22 protein-coding genes are annotated in these 26,092 nt (G+C 63.3%); 14 read left to right on the top strand and 8 right to left on the bottom strand.

All coding sequences use genetic code 11. The annotated features are described in order from the left end of the window. Positions 1-25 precede the first annotated feature (25 nt). The 5 genes from AC1DUN_RS18805 to AC1DUN_RS18785 form a co-directional block, all read right to left on the bottom strand. Positions 26-652: a DsbA family protein gene (locus AC1DUN_RS18805; RefSeq protein ID WP_477715285.1), complete on the bottom strand. Its 627-nt coding sequence runs from the start codon at positions 650-652 to the stop codon at positions 26-28. Positions 653-689: 37 nt separating this feature from the next. Next, on the bottom strand, positions 690-1,409 hold the full coding sequence (locus AC1DUN_RS18800) for a glutathione binding-like protein (RefSeq protein ID WP_477715284.1): 720 nt from the start codon (positions 1,407-1,409) through the stop codon (positions 690-692). 24 nt (positions 1,410-1,433) lie between these two features. Further along, positions 1,434-1,943 carry a cupin domain-containing protein gene (locus tag AC1DUN_RS18795; RefSeq protein ID WP_477715283.1) on the bottom strand — a complete coding sequence of 170 codons (510 nt, stop codon included), beginning with the start codon at positions 1,941-1,943 and terminating at the stop codon, positions 1,434-1,436. Positions 1,944-2,018: 75 nt separating this feature from the next. Continuing rightward, complete coding sequence (locus AC1DUN_RS18790; RefSeq protein WP_477715282.1) at positions 2,019-2,414, bottom strand: RNA-binding protein; 396 nt, start codon at positions 2,412-2,414, stop codon at positions 2,019-2,021. Between the two features lie 339 nt (positions 2,415-2,753). Next, positions 2,754-4,544: a M14 family metallopeptidase gene (locus AC1DUN_RS18785; RefSeq protein ID WP_477715281.1), complete on the bottom strand. Its 1,791-nt coding sequence runs from the start codon at positions 4,542-4,544 to the stop codon at positions 2,754-2,756. 219 nt (positions 4,545-4,763) lie between these two features. On the opposite strand from AC1DUN_RS18785, the gene dusA reads away from it, so the two are divergent. The 5 genes from dusA (at position 4,764) to AC1DUN_RS18760 (ending at position 12,033) form a co-directional block, all read left to right on the top strand. Next, complete coding sequence (dusA, locus tag AC1DUN_RS18780; RefSeq protein WP_477715280.1) at positions 4,764-5,822, top strand: tRNA dihydrouridine(20/20a) synthase DusA; 1,059 nt, start codon at positions 4,764-4,766, stop codon at positions 5,820-5,822. Then, on the top strand, positions 5,815-6,762 hold the full coding sequence (locus AC1DUN_RS18775; RefSeq protein WP_477715279.1) for a DMT family transporter: 948 nt from the start codon (positions 5,815-5,817) through the stop codon (positions 6,760-6,762). The genes dusA and AC1DUN_RS18775 overlap by 8 nt, the downstream gene beginning before the upstream one ends. Before the next feature lie 452 nt (positions 6,763-7,214). Further along, a complete protein-coding gene (locus tag AC1DUN_RS18770) occupies positions 7,215-9,137 on the top strand; it encodes a PrkA family serine protein kinase (RefSeq protein WP_477662973.1) in 1,923 nt (640 codons plus the stop codon). A gap of 53 nt (positions 9,138-9,190) precedes the next feature. Then, on the top strand, positions 9,191-10,465 hold the full coding sequence (locus tag AC1DUN_RS18765; protein ID WP_477715332.1) for a YeaH/YhbH family protein: 1,275 nt from the start codon (positions 9,191-9,193) through the stop codon (positions 10,463-10,465). Continuing rightward, positions 10,462-12,033, top strand: coding sequence for a SpoVR family protein (locus AC1DUN_RS18760; RefSeq protein WP_477715278.1), 1,572 nt, complete (start codon positions 10,462-10,464; stop codon positions 12,031-12,033). The genes AC1DUN_RS18765 and AC1DUN_RS18760 overlap by 4 nt, the downstream gene beginning before the upstream one ends. 17 nt (positions 12,034-12,050) lie before the next feature. Here AC1DUN_RS18760 and AC1DUN_RS18755 read toward each other — a convergent pair whose 3' ends face one another. Further along, positions 12,051-12,686, bottom strand: coding sequence for a GntR family transcriptional regulator (locus tag AC1DUN_RS18755; RefSeq protein WP_477715331.1), 636 nt, complete (start codon positions 12,684-12,686; stop codon positions 12,051-12,053). 207 nt (positions 12,687-12,893) lie between these two features. Between AC1DUN_RS18755 and scpA the strand changes: the two genes are divergently transcribed. The 8 genes from scpA to AC1DUN_RS18715 all read left to right on the top strand — a co-directional run bounded on the left by scpA (position 12,894) and on the right by AC1DUN_RS18715 (position 22,827). Beyond that, positions 12,894-15,059 (top strand): methylmalonyl-CoA mutase, encoded by a 2,166-nt coding sequence (gene scpA, locus AC1DUN_RS18750; RefSeq protein ID WP_477662975.1) that lies wholly within the window; start codon positions 12,894-12,896, stop codon positions 15,057-15,059. Then, complete coding sequence (locus AC1DUN_RS18745; protein WP_477715277.1) at positions 15,022-15,543, top strand: GNAT family N-acetyltransferase; 522 nt, start codon at positions 15,022-15,024, stop codon at positions 15,541-15,543. The genes scpA and AC1DUN_RS18745 overlap by 38 nt, the downstream gene beginning before the upstream one ends. Continuing rightward, positions 15,543-16,571, top strand: coding sequence for a methylmalonyl Co-A mutase-associated GTPase MeaB (meaB, locus tag AC1DUN_RS18740; protein ID WP_477715276.1), 1,029 nt, complete (start codon positions 15,543-15,545; stop codon positions 16,569-16,571). Before AC1DUN_RS18745 ends, meaB begins: the two co-directional genes overlap by 1 nt. Further along, the gene (locus tag AC1DUN_RS18735; RefSeq protein WP_477715275.1) at positions 16,568-17,440 is read left to right on the top strand and encodes an alpha/beta hydrolase family protein; all 873 of its coding nucleotides are present in this window, start codon (positions 16,568-16,570) and stop codon (positions 17,438-17,440) included. Before meaB ends, AC1DUN_RS18735 begins: the two co-directional genes overlap by 4 nt. A gap of 29 nt (positions 17,441-17,469) precedes the next feature. Next, positions 17,470-19,002, top strand: a complete 1,533-nt coding sequence (locus AC1DUN_RS18730; protein WP_007866994.1) for an acyl-CoA carboxylase subunit beta — start codon at positions 17,470-17,472, stop codon at positions 19,000-19,002. 7 nt (positions 19,003-19,009) lie between these two features. Then, complete coding sequence (locus AC1DUN_RS18725) at positions 19,010-20,176, top strand: serine hydrolase domain-containing protein (protein WP_477715274.1); 1,167 nt, start codon at positions 19,010-19,012, stop codon at positions 20,174-20,176. A gap of 120 nt (positions 20,177-20,296) precedes the next feature. After that, on the top strand, positions 20,297-22,348 hold the full coding sequence (locus tag AC1DUN_RS18720) for an acetyl-CoA carboxylase biotin carboxylase subunit (RefSeq protein ID WP_477715330.1): 2,052 nt from the start codon (positions 20,297-20,299) through the stop codon (positions 22,346-22,348). Continuing rightward, entirely contained in the window at positions 22,345-22,827 is a 483-nt protein-coding gene (locus AC1DUN_RS18715) for a VOC family protein (protein WP_477715273.1), read from the top strand. The genes AC1DUN_RS18720 and AC1DUN_RS18715 overlap by 4 nt, the downstream gene beginning before the upstream one ends. Positions 22,828-22,843: 16 nt before the next feature. Here AC1DUN_RS18715 and rsxB read toward each other — a convergent pair whose 3' ends face one another. Together rsxB and AC1DUN_RS18705 are read right to left on the bottom strand one after the other, a co-directional pair. Beyond that, positions 22,844-23,527: an electron transport complex subunit RsxB gene (gene rsxB, locus AC1DUN_RS18710; protein ID WP_477715272.1), complete on the bottom strand. Its 684-nt coding sequence runs from the start codon at positions 23,525-23,527 to the stop codon at positions 22,844-22,846. A gap of 50 nt (positions 23,528-23,577) precedes the next feature. Further along, positions 23,578-24,951: a polyhydroxyalkanoate depolymerase gene (locus AC1DUN_RS18705; RefSeq protein WP_477715271.1), complete on the bottom strand. Its 1,374-nt coding sequence runs from the start codon at positions 24,949-24,951 to the stop codon at positions 23,578-23,580. Between the two features lie 283 nt (positions 24,952-25,234). On the opposite strand from AC1DUN_RS18705, the gene ygiD reads away from it, so the two are divergent. After that, positions 25,235-26,089, top strand: coding sequence for a 4,5-DOPA-extradiol-dioxygenase (ygiD, locus tag AC1DUN_RS18700; RefSeq protein ID WP_477715270.1), 855 nt, complete (start codon positions 25,235-25,237; stop codon positions 26,087-26,089). The last annotated feature ends 3 nt before the right edge of the window (positions 26,090-26,092 follow it).

Here is a 26,092-nt window from a genome sequence, read left to right as displayed (position 1 = left end):
TCTCCGTGCCGGGTTGAGGTTCAGTTCAGCCAATCGCAGTCGCCCTGGCCCGCAGCACGGCCGAGCGCACCAGCGCCAGCCTGTCGTTGCCGAAGTACATGTCCTCCCCCACAAAAAAGGTGGGCGAGCCGAAGGCGCCGCGGCGTATGGCTTCGTCGGTGTTGGCCTTGAGCTGCTCCTTGATGTCGGGCCTGGCGATGCCGGCGAGAAACGCTTCGGCATCAATGCCCACCTGCCGGCCAATCGCGGCCAGTACCTCGTCCTGCGAGATGTCTTCCTCACGCGTGAAATAGGCCGCGAAAGTGGCTTCGATGAACGCCAGGTAGTGCGGCTGCGCCGCGGCATCCTGCGCAATCCACAGGCAGCCGCGCATGGCCTTGACGCTGTTGACCGGGAATATTTTGGGCGGGAAGGCGATCTTCAGGCCGGCTTCGCGCGCGTTGTCGCGCACATCCTTGAGCATGTAGCGGTTCTTGGGCGTGTCCATGTCTTCGCGCGCCGCGTAAATGCCTTTGTTGACGCTGTTGAAGATGCCGCCCACCAGCACGGGCTTCCAGTTGATGGTCTCCTGGAGTTCGGCCGCCAGCGGCTGGATGTTGCGAAAGGCGATATAGGTCCAGGGGCTGGAGCAGTCGAAGAAAAATTCAATCATGGTGTGTCTCTTGGGGGCTGTTCTTTTTTGGGGGAAGTCAGGACATCTTGTGCGCGCCCTCGCGCACGCTTTGCGCGGTCTGGCCGAACAGGGCTTTGCGCGCCTCTTCGGTCAGGGCCGGCGCGCGCAGCTCCTTGCCCAGGTCCAGCCCGCGTTTGACGGCCAGCCTCTCGAACAAGGCGTCGTACCAGCGCTGCACATGCGGAAACTTTTGCAGCTCCACCTGCTGCGCCTTGTGGGTGCGCACCCAGGGGAAGATGGCCATGTCGGCAATGGAGTAATCGGCGCCGGCCACAAACGCGCCCGTGCGCGCCAGCTGCGCATCGAGCACGCCGTAAAGCCGGTCTACTTCCTTGCCGTAGCGGTCTATGGCATAAGGGATTTTCTCGGGCGCGTACAAAAGAAAGTGGCCGTTCTGCCCGGCCATGGGGCCCAGCCCGCCCATCTGCCACATCAGCCACTGCAGGGCCTGGTAGCGCTCGCGCAATTCCGTGGGCAGGAAGCGGCCGCTTTTTTCGGCCAGGTAAAGCAGGATGGCGCCGCTTTCAAATACCGCCACGGGTGCGCCGCCGCCGGCGGGTGCGTGGTCGACGATGGCCGGCATGCGGTTGTTGGGGCTGATGGCCAGGAAGTCTGGCGCGAACTGCTCGCCCTTGCCGATGTTGACGGGGTGCAGGCGGTAGGGCAGGCCGCATTCCTCCAGCATGATGGAGATTTTCCATCCGTTGGGCGTGGGCCAGTAATGCAGGTCAATCATGGGAATCCTCAAAAGTGAAGTGCGTCAGATCAGGTGCGCCAGCTGCGGGTGGCCGGCGGCGAGACGCCGGGCTTCGCTGCCGCCCGGCGCCATCATGCTGAAGTCCGAAAAATCAAAGCCCGGCCCGACCATGCAGGCCACCAGTGTGTAGCCCGCGGCATCAGCGGCCCGGGGCCTGGCGGCTTGCCACAAGCCGGCCGCCACGACATGTTGGGGCAGGGTGGCGGTGCCCACGGGGCCCAGGATGGCGCTGTGCAGGCGGCTGTCCGCCGCGTCCCAGGTCCAGAGCTCCAGCGGCGTGCCTTCCAGGTGCACCCACACCTCGTCGGACAGCACGCGGTGCCAGCGCGAGTGCTGCGCGGCTTCGAGTAAAAAGTAAATGGAGGTCAGGGCGCTGCGCGCGGGCCTGCCGTCCTGCGGCATGACCTGGCCCGCGGAGCGGAACACCTCGCGGTACCAGCCGCCTTCCGGGTGGGGCTGCAGCCGCAGCTGTTCGATCAGTTGCCGGATGCGGGGCGTCGGTGTGGATGGCATGAGGCGCAGTGTGCCTCAAAGCCGGGCTGGTTTTCAATCGCCGGCGATTGCCCCTTGACCCCCGTGGGACAGGCCTTATTCCAGGTCTTCGATCGCCAGGCTGTGGTACTTCTGTGCGTAAGAGAACGGCACCTTGCGCACCACCTCCATGATGCGCTCCGTGGCGTCCTTGTTGGGCACGGGAATCATCAGCGCATGGTGGCCTTCGCGGGCCAGGTCCACATACTTGTGGACGGTGGCGCCTTCGGTGCCGACGCGCGGCAGGCGCACGTCCGAATGGCCGTCGGCGCGGCTGATGTCGGCGATGATGTCTTCGGGCGTCAGCAGCATGACGCCGTCGCTGGCCACTTCCAGCTCATGCGCCACATGTCTGGCGTCGTCGGCGTCCGGGAACATGATGAAGGCGTATCCGGTGGGGTAAAACACACCGCCCATACTGAGCATTTTTTTGGTCAGCTCAAAGTGCTTCATGGCGAGTCCTTTCATGCATTGCGTTGCAACAACGAATCATTAAGGCGCGGAAACTGGGTATTTCCGGTCAGCGCTTACATCCTCTTCCTGTAAGACGTGAACGTCAATCCCCCCGTCCAGGCTCACTGCGTGTAGCCTGTTCCCCCTCAAGGGGCGGCGCCTGGGGCCGGCAAAGCCGGACCCGTGGCCCCCGCTGGCAAGACACTCCATCGCCGATCGCGATCAAAGAACTCTTCAACTCAGCATGAGCCGCGGGACTGGCTTTGCCAGACCGCAGGCGGGCGGCCCCCTCGGGGGGCAGGGAGCTACACGCAGTGAGCGACCGTGGGGGCCTGATTCCTAGTTCAGCTCTTCAAGCTTGACACTGGGCTCGGCCATCACGCGCACCGTGCTTTGCAGCCCTTGCAGGAGCTGGTTGGCGAAAAAGCTGCTCTGGGTGTCGGGCTCCAGCGCCGCGATCACGAGATTGGCCATGGGCTGGTTGAGCGGCACGTAGTAGCTGCCGCGCGGCACGTCGACCACGCCGCGCGCCAGGCTGACCTGCACCTTGATGATGGCGTTGCCGTCGGCGATGGTACCGCGCACGTCCTGGCGTTCGCCCGAGGTGCTGGCCGTTTCGCGGTAGCTGTCGCCCAGCATGGAGCCCTGCTCGGCCACACGCATGACCTGCACGCCGTGCAGACGCAGCCTGTCGACGGCCACGGTGGACGCGGCCGACAGCCAGTAGCCGCAGGGACGGGCCCGGGCTTTCAGCGTGCGCAGCGCGAGCGCGGAATCCCAGTCCACGCTGAGGGCCTTGTCGACGCCGGTGACAGGGTCCAGCATCAGCAGTTCGTACTGGGCGGCGGTGGGGGCGGCTTCGACGATGGCCTGCTCTTTGCAGGCCTGAGCGCTGACTTCCTTGTCGAGGTAGGGGCGCAGCTGCTGCAATTCATTGGCGCGCTGGGCGGTGCTGGCCAGCACGCTGGTGATGGCCGTGACCTGGGTGTGCACGCGCCGCTGGATGTGCAGCCGGCCTATGCCGACGCCGCGCGTCTCGACCAGCAGGCTGATGGCGTTTTTCAGCCCGTTCACGTTGCGGCCGGTGTCGGGCTGCGTGCCGCCCATGGAGATTTTTTTGTCGGCCAGGTCGCCGGAGGTGGTGTAGTACCACTCGCTGCTGAGGTTCTGGCCCTTGAGCGCGGCCAGCAGCGGGCGGCGGTACCACTCTTCGGCGGCCTTGGTCAAAAACTCGGGCAGGTTGGCGGTGGTGGCGTACTGGAACAGCGCGTCGAACTTCTGCACCGCGCCGAATTTCTGCAGGTAGCGGCCCACCACCGTGTATTCATGGGCATCGACCACCACGGTCGGCTTGTAGTCGCGGGCCAGCCGGGCCAATGCCTGGGCTTCGGGTGTGTTCAGCAGCAGGTGGTCGCGGTTCATGTCCAGGCCGCCGCTGGTGGCGCGCTGGTCGATGGCGGCGCCGTCGGGATTGCCGCGCGGAACGATGACCACGTTGATGCGCTCGAGCGCCGGCTGTAGCAGGCCCTGCGCGAGTTCGCGCGCAATCACCAGCAGCGCCTCGCTGCCGGCCGGCTCGTCGCCGTGCTGCTGGCCGACCAGCAGCACCGTGGGCTTGCCGGCAGCCTGCATGACGGCCGGGTCCGTGCCGCCGGCGCGCGTCAGGACCAGCGCCTCCAGCGTTTCGCCGCGTTGCGAGCGGCCTATCGGCAGCACGCTGGCCCGCAAGCCCGGGGTGCGCGTGGCGGCGGCCGCCTGTTCGCGCAGCCAGGCCTGGATTTCGGCCTGGGTGGTGAAGCTGCTGCGGCCTGCCTGCAGGCCGGGCGTGTTGTAAGTCACCGAAGGCGCCGGGAAGCGGGCGGCAACGGCGGCGCTGTAAGGGGCGGGCGCCTCGCCCTGGGCGGCGGGCGAGGAGGGCTGCGCGGCCGGGGCTGCCGGTACGGGCGTTACCTGCACGGCAGCCGGCGGGGCAGGGCGCGACGCGGCAGGAGCCGGAGCGACAACGGCGGGCTGTGCCGAAGGCGGTGTCCACGGCGGCAGCGGAACCGAGGTGCAGGCTGCCAGCAGGGCCAGCGGCGCGAGCAGGGCCAGTGGGCGCAGGCGGTGAAGGTAGGGGGCGGGGCGGGGCATTGTCTGGGTTCGCGGCATGGTGGTCGTCATGGATTTTTGCGTCTCAAGCATGGCCTGTTGCTACAAAGAATGGAGCGCTCATATATTACCCGGCTTGCCGCCCCGGCCGCACGGCGGTTTGACGAAAACGGCGGAGTGTTCGCACATGTAACGGTGGTGCCGGCTGCGCCGCAAAACCCTTGCCGCCGCGGGCCGCGGCCTTTCTGGGAAAATGTCGCCATGCCTCTTGCGGTTTCCACCCCTTCTTTCTCGCACTCTCCGGACGCCGGACATCCCTGGCGCCTGAGCGTGGCCCCCATGATGGACTGGACCGACAGGCATTGCCGCCACTTCCACCGGCTGTTGTCGCGCCATGCCCTGCTTTACACCGAGATGGTGACCACGGGCGCGTTGATCCACGGCGACGTGGAGCGCCACCTGCGCTTCAATGCCGAAGAGCATCCCGTGGCCTTGCAGCTGGGCGGCAGCGAACCGGCCGACCTGGCGCAGTGCGCCAGGCTGGGCGAGCAATGGGGTTATGACGAAATCAACCTGAACTGCGGCTGCCCCAGTGAACGCGTGCAGCGCGGCGCCTTCGGCGCCTGCCTGATGGCCGAGCCGCAATTGGTGGCCGATTGCGTGAAAGCCATGGTCGACGTGGTAGCCGTGCCGGTCACGGTGAAGCACCGCATCGGCATCGACAAGGGCGAGAGCTACGAATTTGTGCGCGACTTTGTGGGCACGGTCAGCGAGGCCGGCTGCAAGGTCTTTATCGTGCATGCCCGCAACGCCTGGCTCAAGGGGCTGTCGCCCAAGGAAAACCGCGAGGTACCGCCGCTGCGTTATGAACTCGTGCACCGCCTCAAACGGGAATTCCCGCACTTGGGGATCTGCATCAACGGCGGCATCAACACCGAGGAAGAGGTGGCCGGGCACCTGGCCGCGCTTGACGGCGTGATGATTGGCCGCGAGGCCTACCACAACCCCTGGTGGCTGGCTTCCTGGGACAGCGCCTTCTTCGGCGCCGCCGAATCCCCGCTGAGCCGCGAGGCCGTGGAGTCGCAGATGTGCGACTACATGGTGCGCGAGGCCGCCGAGCACGGCACGCCCAAGAGCGCCATCGCGCGCCACATGCTGAGCCTGCGCAACGGCCTGCCAGGCGCGCGGCGCTGGCGCCAGGTCTGGAGCGACCATCGCCTGCGCGACATGCCGCCGCATGCCGTGATGGCGCTGGCGCATGAAATGCCGGCTGTATCGCCATCGGCGCTGGCCGATGCCACCACCATGGCCCATGCCTGATTCCGCGCAAAAACAGGCGCGCCGGGCGCTGGCCTTGCTCTGGCTGGTGCCGGCGCTCTGGACGGTCAACTACATTGTGGCGCGCAAGGCGCCGGGCGTGATAGGCCCTTATCTGCTGGCCTTTGGCCGCTGGGGCCTGGCGGCGCTGCTTCTGCTGTTGCTGACCCGGTCCGAGCTGTGGCGCCAGCGGGAGCACATCGCCAAGGTCTGGTGGCAGTACCTGGTCTTGGGCACCCTGGGCATGGTGATTTGCGGCGCCTGGGTTTACCAGGGGGCGCGTTCCACGGGCGCGATGAACATCGCACTGATTTATTCGGCCTCGCCGGTGCTGATAGGCCTGGGCGCGGTGGTCTGGCTGGGCGAGCGCCTGAGCCTGCGCCAGGGCCTGGGCGTGGTGCTGGCCATCGCCGGCGTGGTGCACGTGGTGGTCAAGGGCCAGTGGACCGCGCTGGCTGCAGTGCAGTTCTCGGCCGGAGACCTGTGGATCGTGGCCGCCACGGTGTCCTGGGCGGCTTATGCCTTGCTGCAAAAGCAGTGGCCCAGCCCGCTGGGCGCCACGGCCCGCCTGGCTGCCATCTGCATAGGCGGCACGCTGGTGCTGCTTCCCTTGACGGTGTGGGAAATGTCGCGAGCCGAGGCCTTGCCCTTGAGCGGCTACGGCCTGTGGCTGATTGTGGTCGCCGCGATTGTGCCGGGACTGGGCGCTTACTGGATTTACGGCTGGGCGCAAAAAATCCTGGGCGCCAGCCGCGTGGCGGTGTCGCTGTATCTCGGGCCTTTGTATGCAGGGCTGGCCGCCTGGGGTGTGTTGGGCGAACCGTTGGGCTGGCACCACGCAGTGGGTGCCGCATTGATCTTGCCCGGCGTATTTTTTGTAACGGGCGCCGGCAAGGGGCTGACGAAAAAACATTCAAGGCCCATACTGACAGAAGGAACTTGAAATTCCTGACACGCGTTGGCGACTTCGGCTTGCGTCCTGCAGTTTGTTCGCGCAACGTGTGTGCATGAGTTTTGTCTTTTGAATGCGGCCGCATCTTGAAATGGATAGCGGCAAGCAAATCGCGTTCTCAACAAAACCTCCCGGAGCTGTCTGATCACCTGCATGATCAGCTATTGAAAATATAGCAAGCTCAACGGCCGGCATGACAAGCACACACCGTTGCCGGCATGTGCACAGAAGCACACACATCATTCGCATTCGTTAAAAAATACGCTGTACCTATTCGCACATTTGGAAAATAATGGAGTCGATAGTTCGTTGGAACTTTCCATTGAAGTCGCGATCTATCAGTCACCTGGTGTGAGACAAAAGTTCGATGCATAGCGCGGAATCTGGAGCAGGTTTCCATCTCGAGTCGGGGTTCTTCGGTACCCGCGCGCATAGGAGGATTTATGGATGTCGTCCGTAATTTTCTGACGCGTTATGAACAGACGCGAGAAGAGGAACTGTCCATCGAGGACTACCTCGATGCCTGCAAGCGAGATCCTCTCGTCTATGCCACCGCGGCCGAGCGCATGCTCGCCGCCATCGGCGAGCCGGAGCTGCTGGACACCCGGCATGACCAGCGCCTGTCGCGCGTGTTCGGCAACAAGGTCATCAAGATCTACCCGGCATTCAAGGACTTCTACGGCCTGGAGGATCCCATCGAGCAGGTGGTTTCCTACTTCCGCCACGCCGCGCAGGGCCTGGAAGAGAAAAAACAAATCCTGTACTTGCTGGGCCCCGTGGGCGGCGGCAAGTCGTCGATCGCCGAGCGGCTCAAACAGCTGATGGAGCAGGTGCCTTTTTATGCGCTGAAAGGCTCGCCGGTCAATGAGTCGCCGCTCAGCCTGTTCAACAATACCGAGGACGCTCCCCTGCTGGAAGCGCAGTACGGCATCGCGCCGCGCTACCTGCAGCGGGTGATGTCGCCGTGGGCGGTCAAGCGCCTCGAGGAATACGGCGGCGACATCCGGCGCTTTCGCGTGGTCAAGCGCTTTCCTTCCATCCTGAAGCAATGCGCCATTTCCAAGACCGAGCCCGGCGACGAGAACAACCAGGACATTTCTTCGCTGGTCGGCAAGATCGATATCCGCAAACTGGAAACCTATGCCCAGGACGACCCCGACGCCTACAGCTATTCCGGCGGCCTGTGCCTGGCCAACCAGGGTTTGCTGGAATTTGTCGAGATGTTCAAGGCACCCATCAAGGTGCTGCACCCCTTGCTGACCGCCACCCAGGAGGGCAACTTCAAGGGAACGGAAGGCTTCGGCGCCATTCCCTTCGACGGCATCGTGATGGCGCACTCCAACGAAAGCGAGTGGAAGGCCTTCAAGAACAACAGGAACAACGAGGCTTTCCTGGACCGGATTTACATCGTCAAGATTCCGTACTGCCTGCGCGTGTCGGAGGAAATCCGGATCTATGAAAAACTGATCCACAACTCCTCGCTGCGCGAGGCCATCTGTGCGCCCGGCACCTTGAAGATGATGGCGCAGTTTGCCGTGCTGACGCGCCTGAAGGAGCCCGAGAGTTCCAGCATCTTCAGCAAGCTGCAGGTGTACGACGGCGAAAACCTCAAGGACACCGACCCGAAAGCCAAGAGCTACCAGGAGTACCGCGACTATGCGGGCGTCGACGAGGGCATGAACGGCATCTCGACGCGATTCGCTTTCAAGATTTTGTCCAAGGTGTTCAACTTCGACTCCACCGAGATCGCGGCCAACCCGGTGCACCTGATGTATGTGTTGGAGCAGCAGATAGAGCGCGAGCAGTTCCCGCCGGAGACCGAGCAGAAGTACCTGGCCTACATCAAGGAAATCCTGGCCATGCGTTATGCCGAGTTCATCGGCAAGGAAATCCAGACGGCCTACCTGGAGTCCTATTCGGAATACGGCCAGAATATTTTCGACCGTTACGTGACCTACGCCGACTTCTGGATCCAGGACCAGGAATACCGCGACACCGATACCGGGGAAATTTTCGACCGCTCGGCGCTCAATGCCGAACTCGAAAAAATCGAGAAACCGGCCGGCATCAGCAACCCGAAAGACTTCCGCAACGAGATTGTCAATTTTGTGCTGCGCGCGCGCGCCAACAACGCCGGCAAGAATCCGCTGTGGACCAGCTATGAAAAGCTGCGGACCGTGATCGAGAAGAAAATGTTCTCGAATACCGAGGACCTGCTGCCGGTGATTTCCTTCAATGCCAAGGCCAGCGCGGACGAGCAGCAAAAGCACGAGGACTTCGTCAACCGCATGGTCGCCAAGGGCTACACCACGCGCCAGGTCCGCCTGCTGTGCGACTGGTACCTGCGGGTGCGCAAGAGTTCCTGAGTCCATGGCGCGCCGCGGCGGACGCGCCATGTGTCATGTGTATCTGACCGGAGATCACCGTGCTCCAGCAAGTCATTGACAGGCGGTTGTCGGGCAAGAACAAGTCCATAGGCAACCGCGAGCGTTTCCTGCGGCGCTTTCGCGAGCAGATACGCGATACCGTGCGCCGCGCCGTCGCCGGCCGCAGCATCCACGACATCGAACAGGGCGAAGACGTCACCCTGCCGCGGCGCGACGTTTACCAGCCGGTGTTTGAGCACACCGGCGGCACGCGCGAGAGCGTGCATCCCGGCAACCGTGAATACGTGCGCGGCGACCGCATTGCCAAGCCGCAGGGCGGCCGCGGCGGCGGCTCGGGCGGCGAGGCCAGCCCCGACGGCGTGGGCGAAGACGACTTTGTCTTTCGCATCACGCGCGAAGAGTTCATGCAGTACTTCTTTGACGACCTCGCGCTGCCCGACCTGATTCGCACCCAGCTTCTGCCCGATGCGCCGGAATGGAAGTCACGCCGCGCCGGTTTCATCTCGGACGGAACGCCGACCAACCTGCACGTTGTGCGCTCGCTGCGGGTGGCGCTGAGCCGGCGCATCGCCATAGGCGGGGAAACCCGGCGGCAATTGCATGAGATGGAAGCGCAACTGGCGCTGGCCGAGCGCGGGGCGCCCGGCTTGCCGGGCGAGATTCTGGCCCTGAAAACACAGATCGAGGCGCTTCGCCGGCGGCTCAAGACCATCCCGTTTTTTGATCCCTTCGACCTGCGCTACCGCAACCGGGTCAGGGTGCCGCAGCCCAGCGCCAAGGCGGTCATGTTCTGCCTGATGGATGTCTCAGGTTCCATGGATGAAACACGCAAGGACATCGCCAAACGGTTTTTTATCCTGCTGTACCTTTTCCTCAAAAAGCATTACGAGAGGACCGACGTCATCTTCATCCGCCACCACACCCAGGCGACCGAGGTGTCCGAAGAAGAGTTTTTCCAGTCGACCGAGACAGGCGGCACCGTGGTGTCCAGCGCCCTGGCCTTGATGCACCAGATCATCCAAGAGCGCTACCCGCCCGGCGACTGGAACATATACGGCGCCCAGGCTTCGGACGGCGACAACTGGCACCAGGATTCGGCCCGCTGCCGCGAACTGCTGGTCGGCAAGCTGCTGCCGGTGTCGCGCTATTTCGCCTATGTCCAGGTCGGGGAAGAAGACCAGAACCTCTGGGAGGAGTACACCCAGGTGCAGGAGGAGCACCGGAACTTCGCGATGCGCAAAGTCGCCGCCGCCGACGAGATCTTTCCGGTGTTCAGGGAACTGTTCAAAAAAGGCGTCAAGCCATGACAAAGACCAGTGCGAAAAAGCCTGCCGAAGTCGCGGCCCCGAGCTTGTCCGGTGTATCCGGTACAGGGCGCCGACGCGCCTGCCTGCCCAGCCCGTCCGACTGGTCCTTCGAGTTGATCGAGCTCTACCACGGCGAGATTGCGCGGACGGCGAAGTCCTTCGGCCTGGACACTTACCCGGTGCAGCTCGAAGTCATCACCGCGGAGCAGATGATTGATGCCTATGCGTCCGTGGGCATGCCGGTCAATTACCGGCACTGGTCCTTCGGCAAGCAGTTCATCTCGACGGAAAAAAATTACCGCCGCGGCCAGATGGGGCTGGCTTACGAAGTCGTGATCAATTCCAACCCCTGCATCGCCTACCTGATGGAAGAAAACACCATGCCCATGCAGGCGCTGGTGATGGCCCATGCCTGTTACGGCCACAACTCTTTCTTCAAGGGCAACTACCTGTTCCAGATGTGGACCGATGCCGCCGCCATCATCGATTACCTGGTCTACGCGCGGGCCTACATCAGCGAATGCGAGGAGCGCCACGGCTGGGAGCCCGTCGAGCAGTTGCTGGACTCCTGCCATGCACTGATGAGCCATGGCGTGGACCGCTACCAGCGCTCGCAGAAGCTGTCGCTCGCGGAGGAAGAGAGCAGGCGCAAGGACCGCGAGGCCTATTTGCAGCAGCAGCTCAACGACCTCTGGCGCACGGTGCCCAAGCCCGCCGACAAGCCGGCCGAAAAACCCAATCGCCGCTTCCCGCCGGAGCCGCAGGAAAACATCCTGTATTTCATCGAGAAAAACGCGCCCCTGCTGGAGCCCTGGCAACGCGAGGTGATCCGCATCGTGCGCAAGATAGGCCAGTACTTTTACCCGCAGCGCCAGACCCAGATCATGAACGAAGGCTGGGCCACGTTCTGGCATTACACGCTGCTCAACAGCATGTATGAAGAGGGCTTGCTGACCGACGGCTTCATGATCGAATGCCTGCGCTCCCACACCAATGTGATTTACCAGCCGCCGGTGACGCACCCGGCCTATAGCGGCGTCAATCCCTATGCGCTGGGTTTTGCCATGTTCACCGACCTCAAGCGCATTTGCGAGTCCCCCACGGATGAAGACCGGCTGTGGCTGCCGGATGTCGCGGGCTCCGATTGGCGGGAGACGCTGGATTACGCGATGCGGCATTTCCGCGATGAGAGTTTCATCGGGCAATACCTGTCGCCCCATTTGATACGCGAGTTCCGCCTTTTTTCAGTGGTGGACGATGCCGGCCAGCCCGAGCTGGAGGTGGCGGCCATCCACGACGCCGACGGCTACCGGCATGTGCGCGAGGCGCTGTCGCGCCAGCACGACCTGAACTACCGCGAACCCAACATCCAGGTCTGGGACGTGGATGTGCGCGGGAACCGCTCACTGACGCTGCGCCACAGCCGCCACAACGACAGGACGCTCACCGACGACGTCCAGGAAGTCATCAAGCATGTCGCGCGCCTCTGGGGTTTTCGCGTGCTGCTTGAAAGCGTGGACAAACACGGCAAGGTGGTGCAGCACTGGGAGGCGCAGCCGCACGCCTGACACCAGCCATGGGCTTGTCAGGCTGCCGCTTCCAGCCCGTTCTTGAAGTGTTCGCGCATGCGCTGCGCGGTGGCCTCGGCGTCGCGCGCGGCCAGGGCCTGCATGATGGCGCGGTGTTCGGCCAGCGACTCTTCGATGCGGCCGCTCTTGAGCAGCGAGTTGTGGCGGTTGAGCTTCATCACCTTGCGCAGGTCGGCCACCATCTGGTCGCGCCAGCGGTTGTTGGCGATTTCCAGCAGCCGCATGTGAAAAGCCTCGTTGATCTCGAAAAAGCGCTCGCGGTTGCCGGCGGCTTTTTCAAGTTCCTCGTGCAGGCCCTGCAGCTCCTTGAGCTGGGATGGCGTCGCCTGGGCGGCCACCACGCCGGCCGCGTCACTCTCGAGCAGGGCCAGCAGGTGGTAGACGTCGGCCAGGTCGCGCTCGGACACTTCCGTCACATAAGCGCCGCGCCGCACCTTCATGGTGACCAGGCCCTCGGTGGCCAGCACTTTCAGGGCCTCGCGCAGCGGCGTGCGGCTGATGCCGTATTCCTCGGCCAGCTTGAGCTCGTCTATCCAGCTGCCCGGCGCCAGCTCGCGGCTGAATATGCGCTGGCGCAAGAGCTCGGCGACTTCTTCATAAAGCGCTCGGGGAGTCAGGGACACGGCGGCCATGGGCATAGGTGTTTTTTGGAGAGGCAAGAAGCTTCAGGCGGGCGCTGCTTCCTGTCAGCGCTGGCGCTATCTTAACTGAAACTGAATTTTGCATCAATAATTATAAATGATGTAAACTTGGCTTCGATTCATGTATTCACCTCGGCTTGAGCCTATGCTGCTTGCATCGCAGCCCCGGCCTGAAGCCTTGTACGGTAACAACATCCCATGTCCAAGCCCCATCCCGAACCTGAATTTCCCGCCGCCAGCCTGGAGGCCTGGGCCAAGGCAGCCGCCAAGTCGGCGCCCGGCGGCGATCTGGGCGCGCTCAACTGGCAAACGCCGGACGGCATCAGCGTCAAGCCGCTTTACACCGCCGAGGATGTCAAAGACCTTCCCCATACCAACACGCTGCCGGGCTTTGAGCCTTTCATACGCGGCCCGCAGGCCACCATGTATGCGGTGCGGCCCTGGACGATTCGCCAGTACGCGGGCTTTTCCACGGCCGAAGAGTCCAACGCCTTCTATCGCAAGGCGCTGGCCGCCGGCGGCCAGGGTGTCTCGGTGGCCTTTGACCTGGCCACGCACCGCGGCTACGACAGCGACCACCCGCGCGTGACCGGCGACGTGGGCAAGGCCGGCGTGGCCATCGATTCAGTCGAGGATATGAAGATATTGTTCGACCAGATCCCGCTGGACAAGGTCAGCGTCTCCATGACCATGAACGGCGCGGTGCTGCCGGTGCTGGCCGGTTATGTGGTGGCGGCCGAAGAGCAGGGCGTGAGCCAGGACAAGCTGAGCGGGACCATACAGAACGACATTCTCAAGGAGTTCATGGTCCGCAACACCTATATCTTCCCGCCCCAGCCCAGCATACGCATCATCGGCGACATCATTGAATACACGGCGCAGAACATGCCCAAGTTCAACTCGATCTCGATTTCGGGCTACCACATGCAGGAAGCCGGTGCCAACCAGGCGCTGGAGCTGGCCTTCACCCTGGCCGACGGCAAAGAGTACGTGAAGACCGCGCTGGGCAAGGGCCTGGATGTGGATGAGTTCGCCGGGCGCCTGAGCTTCTTCTGGGCCATAGGCATGAACTTCTACCTGGAAGTCGCCAAGATGCGCGCCGCGCGCCTGCTGTGGTGCCGCATCATGAAGGGCTTCAACGCCAAGAGCCCGAAAAGCCTGATGCTGCGCACGCACTGCCAGACCTCGGGCTGGAGCCTGACCGAGCAGGATCCCTACAACAACGTGGTGCGCACCACCATAGAGGCCATGGCCGCGGTTTTCGGCGGCACGCAAAGCCTGCACACCAATTCCTTTGACGAGGCGATTGCCCTGCCCACCGAGTTCAGCGCCCGCATCGCCCGCAACACCCAGCTCATCATCCAGGAAGAAACCCACATCCCCCAGGTGATAGACCCCTGGGCCGGCAGCTACATGATGGAAAAGCTGACCCAGGACATGGCCGACGCCGCCTGGGCCATCATCGAGGAAGTCGAGGCCATGGGCGGCATGACCAAGGCCGTGGACAGCGGCTGGGCCAAGCTCAAGATCGAGGCCGCGGCGGCTGAAAAGCAGGCGCGCATCGACAGCGGCAAGGACGTCATCGTCGGCGTCAACAAATACAAGCTCAAGACCGAAGACGCCATCGAGGCGCGCGACATCGACAACGTGGCCGTGCGCGAGGGCCAGATCAAGAGGCTCAAGGCCATCAAGGCCGGCCGCGACAATACGGCGGTGCAGGCCGCGCTGGACGCCCTGACGGCGGCCGCCGAGAATAACAACGGCAACCTGCTGGACCTCAGCATCAAGGCCGTGCGCCTGCGCGCCACGGTGGGCGAAGTCAGCGATGCCCTCGAGAAAGTCTACGGGCGCCACCGCGCCGATACACAAAAGGTGACCGGTGTGTACGCTGCCGCTTATGACTCGGCCGAAGGCTGGGAAACCCTGAAGACCGAAATCAATGCCTTTGCCGAAGAGCAGGGCCGCCGACCGCGCGTGATGATCTCCAAGCTGGGTCAGGACGGCCATGACCGCGGCGCCAAGGTGGTGGCCACGGCCTTCGCCGACCTGGGCTTTGACGTGGACATGGGGCCGCTGTTCCAGACGCCCGAGGAGTGCGCGCGCCAGGCGATTGAAAACGACGTGCATGCCGTGGGCGTTTCTACGCTGGCAGCCGGCCACAAGACGCTGGTGCCGGCCATCATCGCCGAGCTCAAGAAGCAGGGCGCCGACGACATCATCGTGTTTGTGGGCGGTGTGATCCCGCGCCAGGACTACGACATGCTTTACGAAGCCGGCGTCAAGGGCATTTACGGCCCGGGCACGCCGATCCCGGCCAGCGCCAAGGATGTGCTGGAACAAATCCGCGCCGCTGTTGCGAAGTGAGCCGGTGGTGACCGACATCAGTGTGCGCCTGTCCCTGCAGCCGGTGCTTGCCGGTGACTTTGAGGACATGCTGGCCTTGCGCATAGACGCGATGCGGCCCAGCCTGGAACGCGTCGGCCGGTTTGACCTCGCACGCTCGCGCGAGCGCTTGTCTGCAGGATTTTTCCCGCAGTACATGCAACACATCCTGCTCGACGGCGAGCGCATCGGTTTTTTCACGCTCAAGCCCGAAGGCGCTGAAGGTGAAATGGCCCTGCGGCTTGACCACCTTTACCTGCGCAGCAGCGCCAGCGGCCAGGGCATAGGCTCCTGGGTGCTGCGCCAGGTGCTGGCCCAGGCGCGTGAACGCGGCCTGGCCGTGAAGCTGACCGCGCTCAAGGAAAGCGACGCCAACCGCTTCTACCTGCGCCACGGTTTTGTGCTGCAAGGCGAAGAAGGTGTGGACCTGCACTATGAATGGCCCGCGGTGGAGCGCGTGGCGTGATGGCCGCGCCTGACTTCCTCCAGGCTATCCTGGGCCCGGACGCGATGGTGCAGCGCCGCGCCATCGCCAAGGCCATCACGCTGCTGGAGTCCACGCGTGCCGACCACCGCGCCCAGGGCGACGAGCTGCTCACGGCCCTGCTGCCCCACACCAGCAAAGCCCTGCGGCTGGGCATCAGCGGCGTGCCCGGCGTCGGAAAGTCCACCTTTATCGAGGTGCTGGGCCTGTACCTGATTGCGCAGGGCCATCGCGTCGCGGTGCTCACCGTCGATCCTTCTTCCTCCGTCTCGGGCGGCTCCATCCTGGGAGACAAGACCCGCATGGAAAAGCTCTCGGTACATGAGCGCGCCTACATACGGCCCAGCCCATCGAGCGGCAACCTGGGCGGTGTGGCCGAAAAAACGCGCGAAGCCATGCTGGTCTGCGAAGCCGCCGGCTACGACGTGGTGATCGTGGAAACCGTGGGTGTGGGCCAGAGCGAAACCGCTGTGGCCAACATGACCGACATGTTTGTGCTGATGCAGCTGCCCAATGCCGGCGACGACCTGCAGGCCATCAAAAAGGGCGTGATGGAGCTGGCCGACCTGGTCATCATCAACAAGGCCGACATTGACGCCGACGCGGCCATGCGGGCCGAAGCCCAGATTACCTCGGCCATGCGCCTGTTCGGCCTGGTCAACAACGCCATGAGCAGCGAGCAGGCCGCCAACTTCGACAAAAACTGGCATCCGCAGGTGATACAGCTCAGCGCGCTGCACAACAAGGGTGTGGACGTGTTCTGGAAAGCGGTGACGCGGTTCAAGGACTTGCAGACCGCCAACGGCCAGTTCGCCGAGCGGCGCAGGCAGCAGTCGCTGGCCTGGATGTGGGAGCGTATAGATGCGGGCCTCAAGCAGGCCTTCCGCCAGGACCCGCAGGTGCGCGAGCGCCTTCCCGGCCTCATCGCCGAAGTGGCGCGCGGCGAAGTCGCGGCCTCTACCGCCGCACGCAGCTTGCTGGCCCTGGCTGCCAAAGGAGGGAAGCCATGAAAAAGACAATCGTTCTTTGCGCGCTGCTTCTACAGGCCTGCATGGCCTGGGCCGGCGGCCTGGCGGCCGGCGAGCCGGGCAGCTTTGTCTTCACCGACAAAGGCTTTTTCGCGGACAAGCCCGTCACCGTGTATTACTACAAGGCGCGCAGCGCCGGGCCCGATGCCAGGGTCATGATGGTGATCCACGGCGCCGAGCGACAGGGCTCGCGCATGCGCGACAACTGGCTGCCTTTTGCCGAGAAAAACAAGCTCATCGTGCTGGCCCCGGAATTTGACGAGGCGCGGTTTTCCTCGCGGCTGTTCAACATGGGCGGCATTGAAAGCCGCGACCGCAGCCAGTGGTCCTTCCAGATCGTCGAGCACCTGTTTGATTTTGTCCGCGCCGATGAGGGGTTGTCGGCCACCGACTACCTGCTGTTCGGCCATTCTGCGGGCGGGCAGTTTGTGCACCGCTTCATGCTGCTGGCGGAGGCGCCGCGCGTGTCCGTCGCAGTGGCGGCCAATGCCGGCAGCTACACCATGGCCAGCTACCCCGGCCTCATGGAGGATAAGTTTCCTTATGCGCTCAACGAGAGCATCGTCAGCCCCGACAAGCTCAAGCAGGTTTTTGCGCGCAAGCTGATCGTGCTGCTCGGCGAGGCCGATATCCAGACCGACGCGGCCAACCTGCCCAAGGCCAGACAGGCCACGGCGCAGGGCGTGAACCGGTTCGAGCGTGGTACCAATTTCTTTATGCAGGCACAGATGCAGGCGCAAAAGCTGGGCACACCGCTGGCCTGGGAGCGCGTCACCGTGCCGGGCGTGGGGCACGACTCGCGCCGCATGAGCCAGGCCGCCGCGCGGCTTTTGTTTGAACCAGCCCGGTAAATTTTTTCGTCCAAATAGCGGAACACACCATGCAAGAAATCCTTGAACAACTCGAAAAAAAACGCGCAGCGGCCCGCCTGGGCGGCGGCCAGAAGCGCATAGACGCGCAGCACGGCAAAGGCAAGCTCACGGCGCGCGAGCGGCTGGAGCTGCTGCTGGACGAGGGCACGTTTGAAGAGTGGGACATGTTTGTCGAGCACCGCTGCACCGACTTCGGCATGCAGGACAACAAGATCCCCGGCGACGGCGTGGTCACCGGCTACGGCATGATCAACGGCCGCCTTGTGTTTGTCTTCAGCCAGGATTTCACGGTGTTCGGCGGCGCCTTGAGCGAAGCCCATGCCGAGAAAATCTGCAAGGTGATGGACCAGGCCATGAAGGTCGGTGCGCCCGTCATAGGCCTGAACGATTCGGGCGGTGCCCGCATCCAGGAGGGCGTGGCTTCGCTGGGCGGTTACGCCGACGTGTTCCAGCGCAATGTGATGGCCAGCGGCGTGATTCCGCAGATCAGCATGATCATGGGGCCCAGCGCCGGCGGCGCGGTGTATTCGCCGGCCATGACCGACTTCATCTTCATGGTCAAGGACAGCTCCTATATGTTTGTCACGGGCCCCGAGGTCGTCAAGACCGTGACGCATGAAGAAGTCACGGCCGAGGAACTGGGCGGCGCCACCACCCACACCACGCGCAGCGGCGTGGCCGACCTGGCCTTCGAGAACGACGTCGAGGCGCTGCTGATGCTGCGCCGCCTCTACAACTACCTGCCGCTGAACAACCGCGAAAAAGCCCCGGTGCGCCCCAGCGCCGACCCGGCCGGCCGCATGGACCTGAGCCTGGACACCCTGGTGCCCGAGAACCCGAATAAGCCGTACGACATGAAGGAGCTCATCGTCAAGACGGTGGACGACGGCGACTTCTTTGAGATACAGCCCGAATACGCAAAAAACATCATCATCGGCTTCGCGCGCATGGAAGGGCAGACCGTGGGCATCGTCGCCAACCAGCCGCTGGTGCTGGCCGGCTGCCTGGACATCAAGAGTTCCATCAAGGCCGCGCGTTTTGTGCGCTTTTGCGATGCCTTCAACATCCCGGTGATCACCTTTGTCGACGTGCCCGGCTTCATGCCCGGCACCAGCCAGGAATACGGCGGCATCATCAAGCACGGCGCCAAGCTGCTGTACGCATATGCCGAATGCACCGTGCCCAAGATCACCGTGATCACACGCAAGGCCTACGGCGGCGCCTACGACGTGATGGCCTCCAAGCATTTGCGCGGCGACGTCAACTTTGCCTGGCCCAACGCCGAGATCGCCGTGATGGGCGCCAAGGGTGCGGTGGAAATCATCTTCCGCGAAGACAAGGGCGACCCGGCCAAGCTGGCCGCCAAGGAAGCCGAATACAAGGCCCGCTTCGCCAACCCCTTTGTGGCCGGCGCGCGCGGTTTTATCGACGACGTGATCCTGCCGCATGAAACACGCAAACGCATCTGCCGCTCGCTGGTGATGCTGCGCGACAAGAAGATTGAGAACCCGTGGCGCAAGCACGGGAATATCCCCCTGTGAAAACACCATGAAAAGCAAAGTGCGTATGGCCAGTTTGGCGCTGGTCTTGTTGGTGTTTGTTTCTGCGGCGCAAGCGGCAGATGGCGCTTGCGATACCCCCGTCGGCAAAGACTTCACAAGTGCACCACCCAGCCAGGTCGCCTTGTCTGCCACACGCCTGGACGGCATGCTCGATTCATTGGACGAGTCGAAACTGGAAGTGCGGGCCTTGTTGGTGCTGCGCGACTGCAAGCTCTCGCTCGAACGCTACAAAGACGGGCTGAGCCGCCAGTACAACCATTCGATGTGGTCGGTCACCAAATCCTTCTCTTCCACACTGGTCGGGGCCTTGTTGTATCAAGGAAAGCTCAAGTCGGTGGATCTGCCTATCGCAGATCTTGTGCCCCAACCCTCGCGCCTCAACGACAAGGATTGGGACAAGGCAAAGGAGATCAGCTTGAAGAACGTGATGCAGATGAGCTCGGGCTTGAACTACAAGCACGATCCTTGCTGTCATCCCATCTACGACCCTCTGAACGACCGCCTGGCTTTCGCGCTTTCGCCCTCGTTCGTCGCATCGCCGGGCACCCGGTTCAACTATTCCGATGCCGATGTGTCGATGACGGGCGCGGTCATCGCCGCCGTAGCGGGCAATGACTTGCTGAGCTTTGGCAAGGCCACGCTGTTCGAGCCTTTGCAGATGAGCAACTACGACTGGATGTTTAGGGACCGCGCAGGCCGCTATCCCGGTGGTTGGGGTTTGCGCGTTCGACCGATGGACATGCTGAAGCTGGGGCAGCTCTATGTGCAACAGGGCGAGTGGAACGGCAAGAGAATCTTCGATGCAAGTTATGTGCAAGACGCGACTCAGCCTGGGCCCAACAAGAGCTATGCCCTGCACTGGTGGATCGGAGATGCCAAGTTTGCTGGCACGCCTTATTTCTATGCCAGCGGCTTCAAGGGGCAGCGCATTTTTGTCTTTCCCGCGTGGCATCTGGTCGTCGCATTGGTGGCCAGTGTTGACGACGAAAGAACCTTGGTCGGCATTGTGGTGCGTGGTGTCATCGATGCGGTCGCCAAGGGGGCGGATGCGGATTCCGGGAGCGATGCGGTGTTGAAAAAAAAGGAAGCTGTGGGCTTTCACGGCAGCATCCAGGCCAAGCAAGCCAATCAGGATGCACCTCGGCGATTCTGATGAACTTCTCTCTTCAACTGTCCTATGTGCACTCCATGAACGGTGGTGCCGTCAAGCCCTGGTGGGCTTTTAATGAGCAGTACAAGCTGCTCCTCGTCGATAACCAATGAGAGCTTCATGATGTTCAAAAAAATACTGATTGCCAACCGCGGTGAAATCGCCTGCCGCGTCATCAAGACCGCCCGCAAGATGGGCATCCAGACCGTTGCCGTGTATTCCGATGCCGACAAGGACGCACGCCATGTCGAGCTTGCCGATGAGGCCGTCAACATAGGCCCGGCGCCCAGCCGCGACAGCTATTTGCAGGCCGACAAGATCATCGCGGCCTGCAAGCAGACGGGCGCGCAGGCGGTGCACCCCGGCTACGGCTTCCTGAGCGAGAACGCGGGTTTTGCCAAGCGGGTGGAGGAAGAGGGCATCATCTTCATAGGCCCCAAGCATTATTCGATTGCCGCCATGGGCGACAAGATCGAGTCCAAAAAGCTGGCCGGCGCGGCGGGCGTCAACTGCATCCCGGGCGTGAACGACGCGATTGAGAGCGCCGAGAAAGCCGTGGAGATCGCCAAAGGCATTGGCTACCCGGTGATGATCAAGGCCAGCGCGGGCGGCGGCGGCAAGGGCTTGCGCGTGGCTTTCAACGACAAGGAGGCCCTGGAAGGTTTTACCTCCTGCCGCAACGAGGCGCGCAACAGCTTTGGCGACGACCGCGTCTTTATCGAGAAGTTTGTCGAGGAACCGCGCCACATCGAAATCCAGCTGCTGGGCGACAGCCACGGCAACGTGGTGTACCTCAACGAACGCGAATGCTCGATACAGCGGCGCCACCAGAAGGTAATTGAAGAGGCGCCGTCGCCTTTTATCAGCGACGCGACCCGCAAGGCCATGGGCGAGCAGGCGGTGGCATTGGCCAAGGCCGTGAAGTACCAGAGCGCCGGCACGGTGGAATTTGTGGTCGGCAAGGACCAGAGTTTTTATTTCCTCGAAATGAACACCCGGCTGCAGGTCGAGCACCCGGTGACGGAGTGCATCACCGGGCTGGACCTGGTGGAACTGATGATCCGCGTGGCTGCCGGCGAGAAGCTGCCGATTGCGCAGAAAGACGTGCAGCGCAATGGCTGRGCCATCGAATGCCGCATCAACGCCGAGGACCCGTTCCGCAGCTTCCTGCCGTCCACCGGCCGGCTGGTGCGTTTCCAGCCGCCCAAGGAGACCATGTTCGCGGCCGACACCTCGCAGCTGTACGGCGTGCGTGTCGATACCGGCGTGGAGGACGGCGGCGAGATCCCGATGTTTTACGACTCGATGATCGCCAAGCTCATCGTGCACGGCAAGGACCGCAAGGAGGCGATTGCCAAAATGCGCGAGGCGCTCAATGGTTTTGTGATCCGCGGCATCTCGAGCAACATTCCCTTCCAGGCGGCTTTGCTGGCGCATCCCAAATTCGTTTCGGGCGATTTCAACACCGGCTTTATCGCCGAGAACTACGCCAAGGGTTTTCATGCCGAAGATGTGCCGCATGAGGACCCGTCCTTTTTGCTGGCGCTGGCGGCTTACGTGAATCGCCGCATGCTGGGCCGCGCGGCCGGCATCAGCGGCCAGCTGCCGGGCCATGGCGTCACGGTGGGCGAGGAGTTCGTTGTCGTCAGCCTGGGCACGGCGGGACAGAACACGCCGCACCCGGTGACGGTAGGCAACTACCAGGCGCAAACCGGTTCGGGCACGGTGGAGGTGGGCGCAAAGCGTTATGAAATTTGCAGCAACTGGCACCTGGGCGGCGCGCGCATACGCGGCACCGTCAACGGCCAGCCTTTTGCCGCGCAGGTGGAGCGCGGCGTCGGACGCAATCCGCTCGCGATCCGCATCGCCCACAACGGTACCCGGCTTGATGCCTTGGTGCTGACGCCGCGCGCAGCGCAGCTCCATGCCCTGATGCCTTACAAGGCGCCGCCCGATATGAGCCGCTATGTGCTCTCGCCCATGCCGGGCCTGCTGGTGGACGTGGCGGTGCAGGTGGGCCAGAAGGTGCAGGCCGGCGAGCGCGTGGCGGTGATTGAGGCCATGAAGATGGAGAACGTACTGTTCGCTGTGGCCGACGGTGTGGTCGGCAAGGTGCTAGCCACCAAGGGCGAATCGTTAAGCGTGGACCAGCCGATTGTGGAGTTCCAGGCATGAACGCGAACCCTGGCCGGCCTTTCAAGGTGCTGGGCATCCAGCAGATCGCCATTGGCGCCACCAGCAAGGATCGCCTGCGCACGCTGTGGGTGGACATGCTGGGCCTGGAAGTGACCGGCAATTTCGTCAGCGAACGCGAGAACGTGGACGAAGACATCTGCGCCATGGGCAGCGGCCCCTTCAAGGTCGAGGTCGACTTGATGCAGCCGCTCGACATGGACAAGAAGCCCGCGGTGCACACCACGCCGCTCAACCATGTGGGCCTGTGGATAGACGACCTGCCCAAAGCCGTGGAATGGCTGACGGCCAAAGGCGTGCGCTTTGCGCCTGGCGGCATACGCAAGGGCGCGGCGGGTTTTGACATCTGCTTTCTGCACCCCAAGGCCAGCGAGGAGTTTCCGATCGCGGGTGAGGGCGTGCTGATCGAGCTGGTGCAGGCGCCGCCCGAAGTGGTCAAGGCGTTTTCCGCCCTGGGCTGAAAGCCGGCTACCCGGTTTACTCTTTTGTGCGCTGTGCCCGGGCCCGGGCCAGCGCGGCTTCGATCACGGCGCGTTTGCGGTCCGCCACGGCGGGGTCGGTTTCAGGGCGTGCGGCTGAGGCTACCGGCGCCACGGATGTTGACCCGGCGGGCTTGCCGGCATCCATGCCGCCGGGAGGCTTGCCTTCTTCTCTCTTGTTCCGGGCCTTATGGCCTTCATAGCGCGCCTTGGCCGTGTCGGCCTCTTGCTGCGACCAGGCTTGCCAGCCGGTGCGCGCGCCGGTGACGTTTTCCAGGCTGATGCAATCGACTGGGCATACCGGGATGCACAGCTCGCAGCCCGTGCACCAGGGCTCGATCACGGTGTGCATCATCTTGTTGCTGCCCATGATGGCGTCGGTCGGGCAGGCCTTGAGGCACAGGGTGCAGCCTATGCACCAGTTCTCGTCGATGACGGCCAGGGCGCGCGGGCCTTCGGTACCGTTGGCGGGATTCAGCGGCAGGGCGGGCAGGCCGGTGATGGCCGAAAGGCGCTGTACACCTTCGGCGCCGCCCGGCGGGCATTGGTTGATGGCGGCCTCGCCCGAGGCCATGGCCTGCGCGTAGGCCGCGCAGTCAGGGTAGCCGCAGCGGGTGCACTGGGTTTGGGGCAGGGCGGTGTTGAGGCGCTCGAAAAGGCGCAAGTCGGTGGGGGAGCTCACCGGCCTATTGTCCTACCAGTCACGGCCTGCCGGCCGTGACGCGCAGGCCTTCAGGCTTGCTTGCCGCGCGCCGTCTTTTTGGCCGCAGGCTTTGCACTGGATTTGGCCGTGGATTTTGCGGTGGTTTTTGCCGCCGCTGCCCGTTTGGCCGGAGCCGAAGGCCGGTTGTTCGCCTGGATAAAGGCCTTGACCTGCGGGTAGACGATCTCACGCCAGCGGCGGCCGCTGAAGATGCCGTAGTGGCCCGCGCCCTTGACTTCCAGGTGCTTTTGCAAGGCCTTGGGGATGTTGTGGCAAAGGCTGTGGGCGGCCTCGGTCTGGCCTGAGCCGGAGATGTCGTCCAGTTCGCCTTCGACGGTGAAGTGGGCGGTGGTCTTGATGTCCTGGGGCCGCACGCGCTCCAGTTCCCCGTCCACGTTCTTGACGTCCCAGGTGCCGTTGACGAGCTTGAACTCCTGGAACACCGTCTTGATGGTGTCCAGGTAGTAATCGGCGTCCATGTCGAGCACCGCGTTGTATTCGTCGTAGAACTTGCGGTGCGCCTCGGCGCTGGCGTCGTCGCCCTTGATCAAGTCCTTGAAGTAGTCGTAGTGGCTGCTGGCGTGGCGGTCGGGGTTCATCGCGACGAAGCCGGTGTGCTGCAAAAAGCCGGGGTAGACGCGGCGCCCGGCGCCCGGGAAGTTGCTGGGCACGCGGTAGATCACATTGTTCTCAAACCACTCGTAGCTCTTGTTCATGGCCAGGTTGTTGACGGCGGTCGGCGACTTGCGCGCGTCGATGGGGCCGCCCATCATGGTCATGCTCAGCGGTGTGGTCTCGCCGCGCGAGGCCATCAGCGACACCGCCGCGAGCACCGGCACGGTGGGCTGGCACACGCTGATGACGTGGCAGTTGCCGTAAATGCCCTGGATGTGGCGGATGAATTCCTGCACGTAGTTGACGTAGTCGTCCAGGTGGAAGGAGCCGTCGGACAGCGGCACGGTGCGCGCGTTTTTCCAGTCGGTGATGTAGACCTTGTGGTCTTTGAGCATGGTGCGCACGGTGTCGCGCAGCAAGGTGGCGTAGTGGCCGGACAGCGGGGCGACGATCAGCACCGCGGGTTCGCCCTTCAGGCCCGTCAGCGTGGCCGGGTCGTCGGTGAAACGCTTGAAGCGGCGCAGCTCGCAAAAGGGTTTGTCGATTTCCACGCGTTCGTGGATGCTGACCTCGGTGCCGTTGACGTCAACGGTGCGGATGTCGAAGGCCGGTTTTTCGTAATCCTTGCCCAGCCGGTAGATCAGGCTGTAGCCGGCGGCCACGCGCTGGGCAAAGGGGTTTTGCCCGAGGGGCGACAGGGGGTTGCCGTAGAGCTTGGCGGCGGCCTGCGCGAAGTCGACAAAGGGCTCCATCAAGGTGCGCTGGGTTTCATAGACTTGGTACAGCATCGGGGGTCAACCTTGGGTTATGTCGTTGTGATGTCGTTATGACAGGTAAATCGTAGTATGTTGCAGTGCAATATAACAGGGGCTGGCCGCACTGTTTTGAGGAAAACCACCAATTCCGGGCTCTTTTCACGGCTTTGGTGCCAAAGCACCACGAGGCGGCGGCCGGGCTTGTTTTGGCGATTAACCGCCGCCACCTGCGGAATTGAAGGAACACTTACCATTTTGCCTTCCGGCCGGCGGGTTTGCCCGCCCTGGTGCCGCTCCCCGAACAGGAAACAACACTATGCTCCCGACTATCGACGCCTCCGCACTGGACCGAATCGCCTCCCTGAAGAAATCCGACAGGATGCCGGTGGTTTTTGTGGGCCACGGCAGTCCCATGAACGCCATAGGCGACAACGAATACCGGCGCAGCTGGCAGGCGCTGGGCGCCGAATTTGGGGCCAAATACCCCAGGCCGCAGCTGATTTTGTGTATTTCGGCGCACTGGCTGACCGAAGGCTGGTGGCTGACCGCCATGGACAAGCCCAAAACCATCTACGATTTCGGCGGCTTTCCGCAGGAACTGTTCGACCAGCAGTACCCGGCGCCCGGCGATCCGGCCGCCGCGCAGGCCATCAGCCAGCTGGTACGCCAGCGGGCCTCGGCGCCGCTGGGGCTGGATGAGTCCGAGTGGGGCTTGGACCATGGCGCCTGGTCAGTGCTCAAGCCCATGTTCCCGGATGCGGACATCCCGGTGATCCAGCTCAGCATGGACTACGGCCGCGCGCCTGAGGACCACTATGCGCTGGCCAGGCAGCTCAAGGCCTTGCGCGAGCGCGGGGTGCTGGTCGTCGCCAGCGGCAATATCGTGCACAACTTGCGCCAGATGCAGCGCGGCGCGACCGGCAGCCAGGCCTATGACTGGGCGCTGGAATTCGACCAGATCACGGGCGGCTATATGCAGCAGGGCAACCTCGATGCGCTGCAGAACTTCCAGAAGCTGGGCCAGGTCGCCAAAATGGCGCACCCCACTTATGAGCACTACCTGCCCTTGCTGTATGCGGCCGGCGCCGCCGACGGCAAGGAGGCCATGCGCTTTTTCAACACCAGCTTCCAGGCCGGTTCGATTTCGATGCGCTCCGCGGTCTGGGGCTGATCA

The sequence above is a fragment of the Polaromonas sp. P4_F6 genome, from assembly GCF_056401275.1.
The sequence above is the reverse complement of the archived record's forward strand: the minus strand, read 5'-3'. Positions and strand labels throughout refer to the sequence as shown.

What these genes read in the sequence shown, in the direction of transcription:
- AC1DUN_RS18715 (WP_477715273.1), top strand. Translation starts at nt 22,345, where the DNA reads ATGAACGCGAACCCTGGCCGGCCTTTCAAGGTGCTGGGCATCCAGCAG.
- AC1DUN_RS18800 (WP_477715284.1), bottom strand. Translation starts at nt 1,409, where the DNA reads ATGATTGACCTGCATTACTGGCCCACGCCCAACGGATGGAAAATCTCC.
- scpA (WP_477662975.1), top strand. Translation starts at nt 12,894, where the DNA reads ATGTCCAAGCCCCATCCCGAACCTGAATTTCCCGCCGCCAGCCTGGAG.
- AC1DUN_RS18795 (WP_477715283.1), bottom strand. Translation starts at nt 1,943, where the DNA reads ATGCCATCCACACCGACGCCCCGCATCCGGCAACTGATCGAACAGCTG.
- AC1DUN_RS18790 (WP_477715282.1), bottom strand. Translation starts at nt 2,414, where the DNA reads ATGAAGCACTTTGAGCTGACCAAAAAAATGCTCAGTATGGGCGGTGTG.
- AC1DUN_RS18725 (WP_477715274.1), top strand. Translation starts at nt 19,010, where the DNA reads ATGAAAAGCAAAGTGCGTATGGCCAGTTTGGCGCTGGTCTTGTTGGTG.
- AC1DUN_RS18775 (WP_477715279.1), top strand. Translation starts at nt 5,815, where the DNA reads ATGCCTGATTCCGCGCAAAAACAGGCGCGCCGGGCGCTGGCCTTGCTC.
- AC1DUN_RS18705 (WP_477715271.1), bottom strand. Translation starts at nt 24,951, where the DNA reads ATGCTGTACCAAGTCTATGAAACCCAGCGCACCTTGATGGAGCCCTTT.
- dusA (WP_477715280.1), top strand. Translation starts at nt 4,764, where the DNA reads ATGCCTCTTGCGGTTTCCACCCCTTCTTTCTCGCACTCTCCGGACGCC.
- meaB (WP_477715276.1), top strand. Translation starts at nt 15,543, where the DNA reads ATGGCCGCGCCTGACTTCCTCCAGGCTATCCTGGGCCCGGACGCGATG.
- AC1DUN_RS18730 (WP_007866994.1), top strand. Translation starts at nt 17,470, where the DNA reads ATGCAAGAAATCCTTGAACAACTCGAAAAAAAACGCGCAGCGGCCCGC.
- AC1DUN_RS18805 (WP_477715285.1), bottom strand. Translation starts at nt 652, where the DNA reads ATGATTGAATTTTTCTTCGACTGCTCCAGCCCCTGGACCTATATCGCC.
- AC1DUN_RS18735 (WP_477715275.1), top strand. Translation starts at nt 16,568, where the DNA reads ATGAAAAAGACAATCGTTCTTTGCGCGCTGCTTCTACAGGCCTGCATG.
- AC1DUN_RS18745 (WP_477715277.1), top strand. Translation starts at nt 15,022, where the DNA reads ATGTGCTGGAACAAATCCGCGCCGCTGTTGCGAAGTGAGCCGGTGGTG.
- AC1DUN_RS18755 (WP_477715331.1), bottom strand. Translation starts at nt 12,686, where the DNA reads ATGGCCGCCGTGTCCCTGACTCCCCGAGCGCTTTATGAAGAAGTCGCC.
- AC1DUN_RS18760 (WP_477715278.1), top strand. Translation starts at nt 10,462, where the DNA reads ATGACAAAGACCAGTGCGAAAAAGCCTGCCGAAGTCGCGGCCCCGAGC.
- AC1DUN_RS18785 (WP_477715281.1), bottom strand. Translation starts at nt 4,544, where the DNA reads ATGCCCCGCCCCGCCCCCTACCTTCACCGCCTGCGCCCACTGGCCCTG.
- ygiD (WP_477715270.1), top strand. Translation starts at nt 25,235, where the DNA reads ATGCTCCCGACTATCGACGCCTCCGCACTGGACCGAATCGCCTCCCTG.
- AC1DUN_RS18770 (WP_477662973.1), top strand. Translation starts at nt 7,215, where the DNA reads ATGGATGTCGTCCGTAATTTTCTGACGCGTTATGAACAGACGCGAGAA.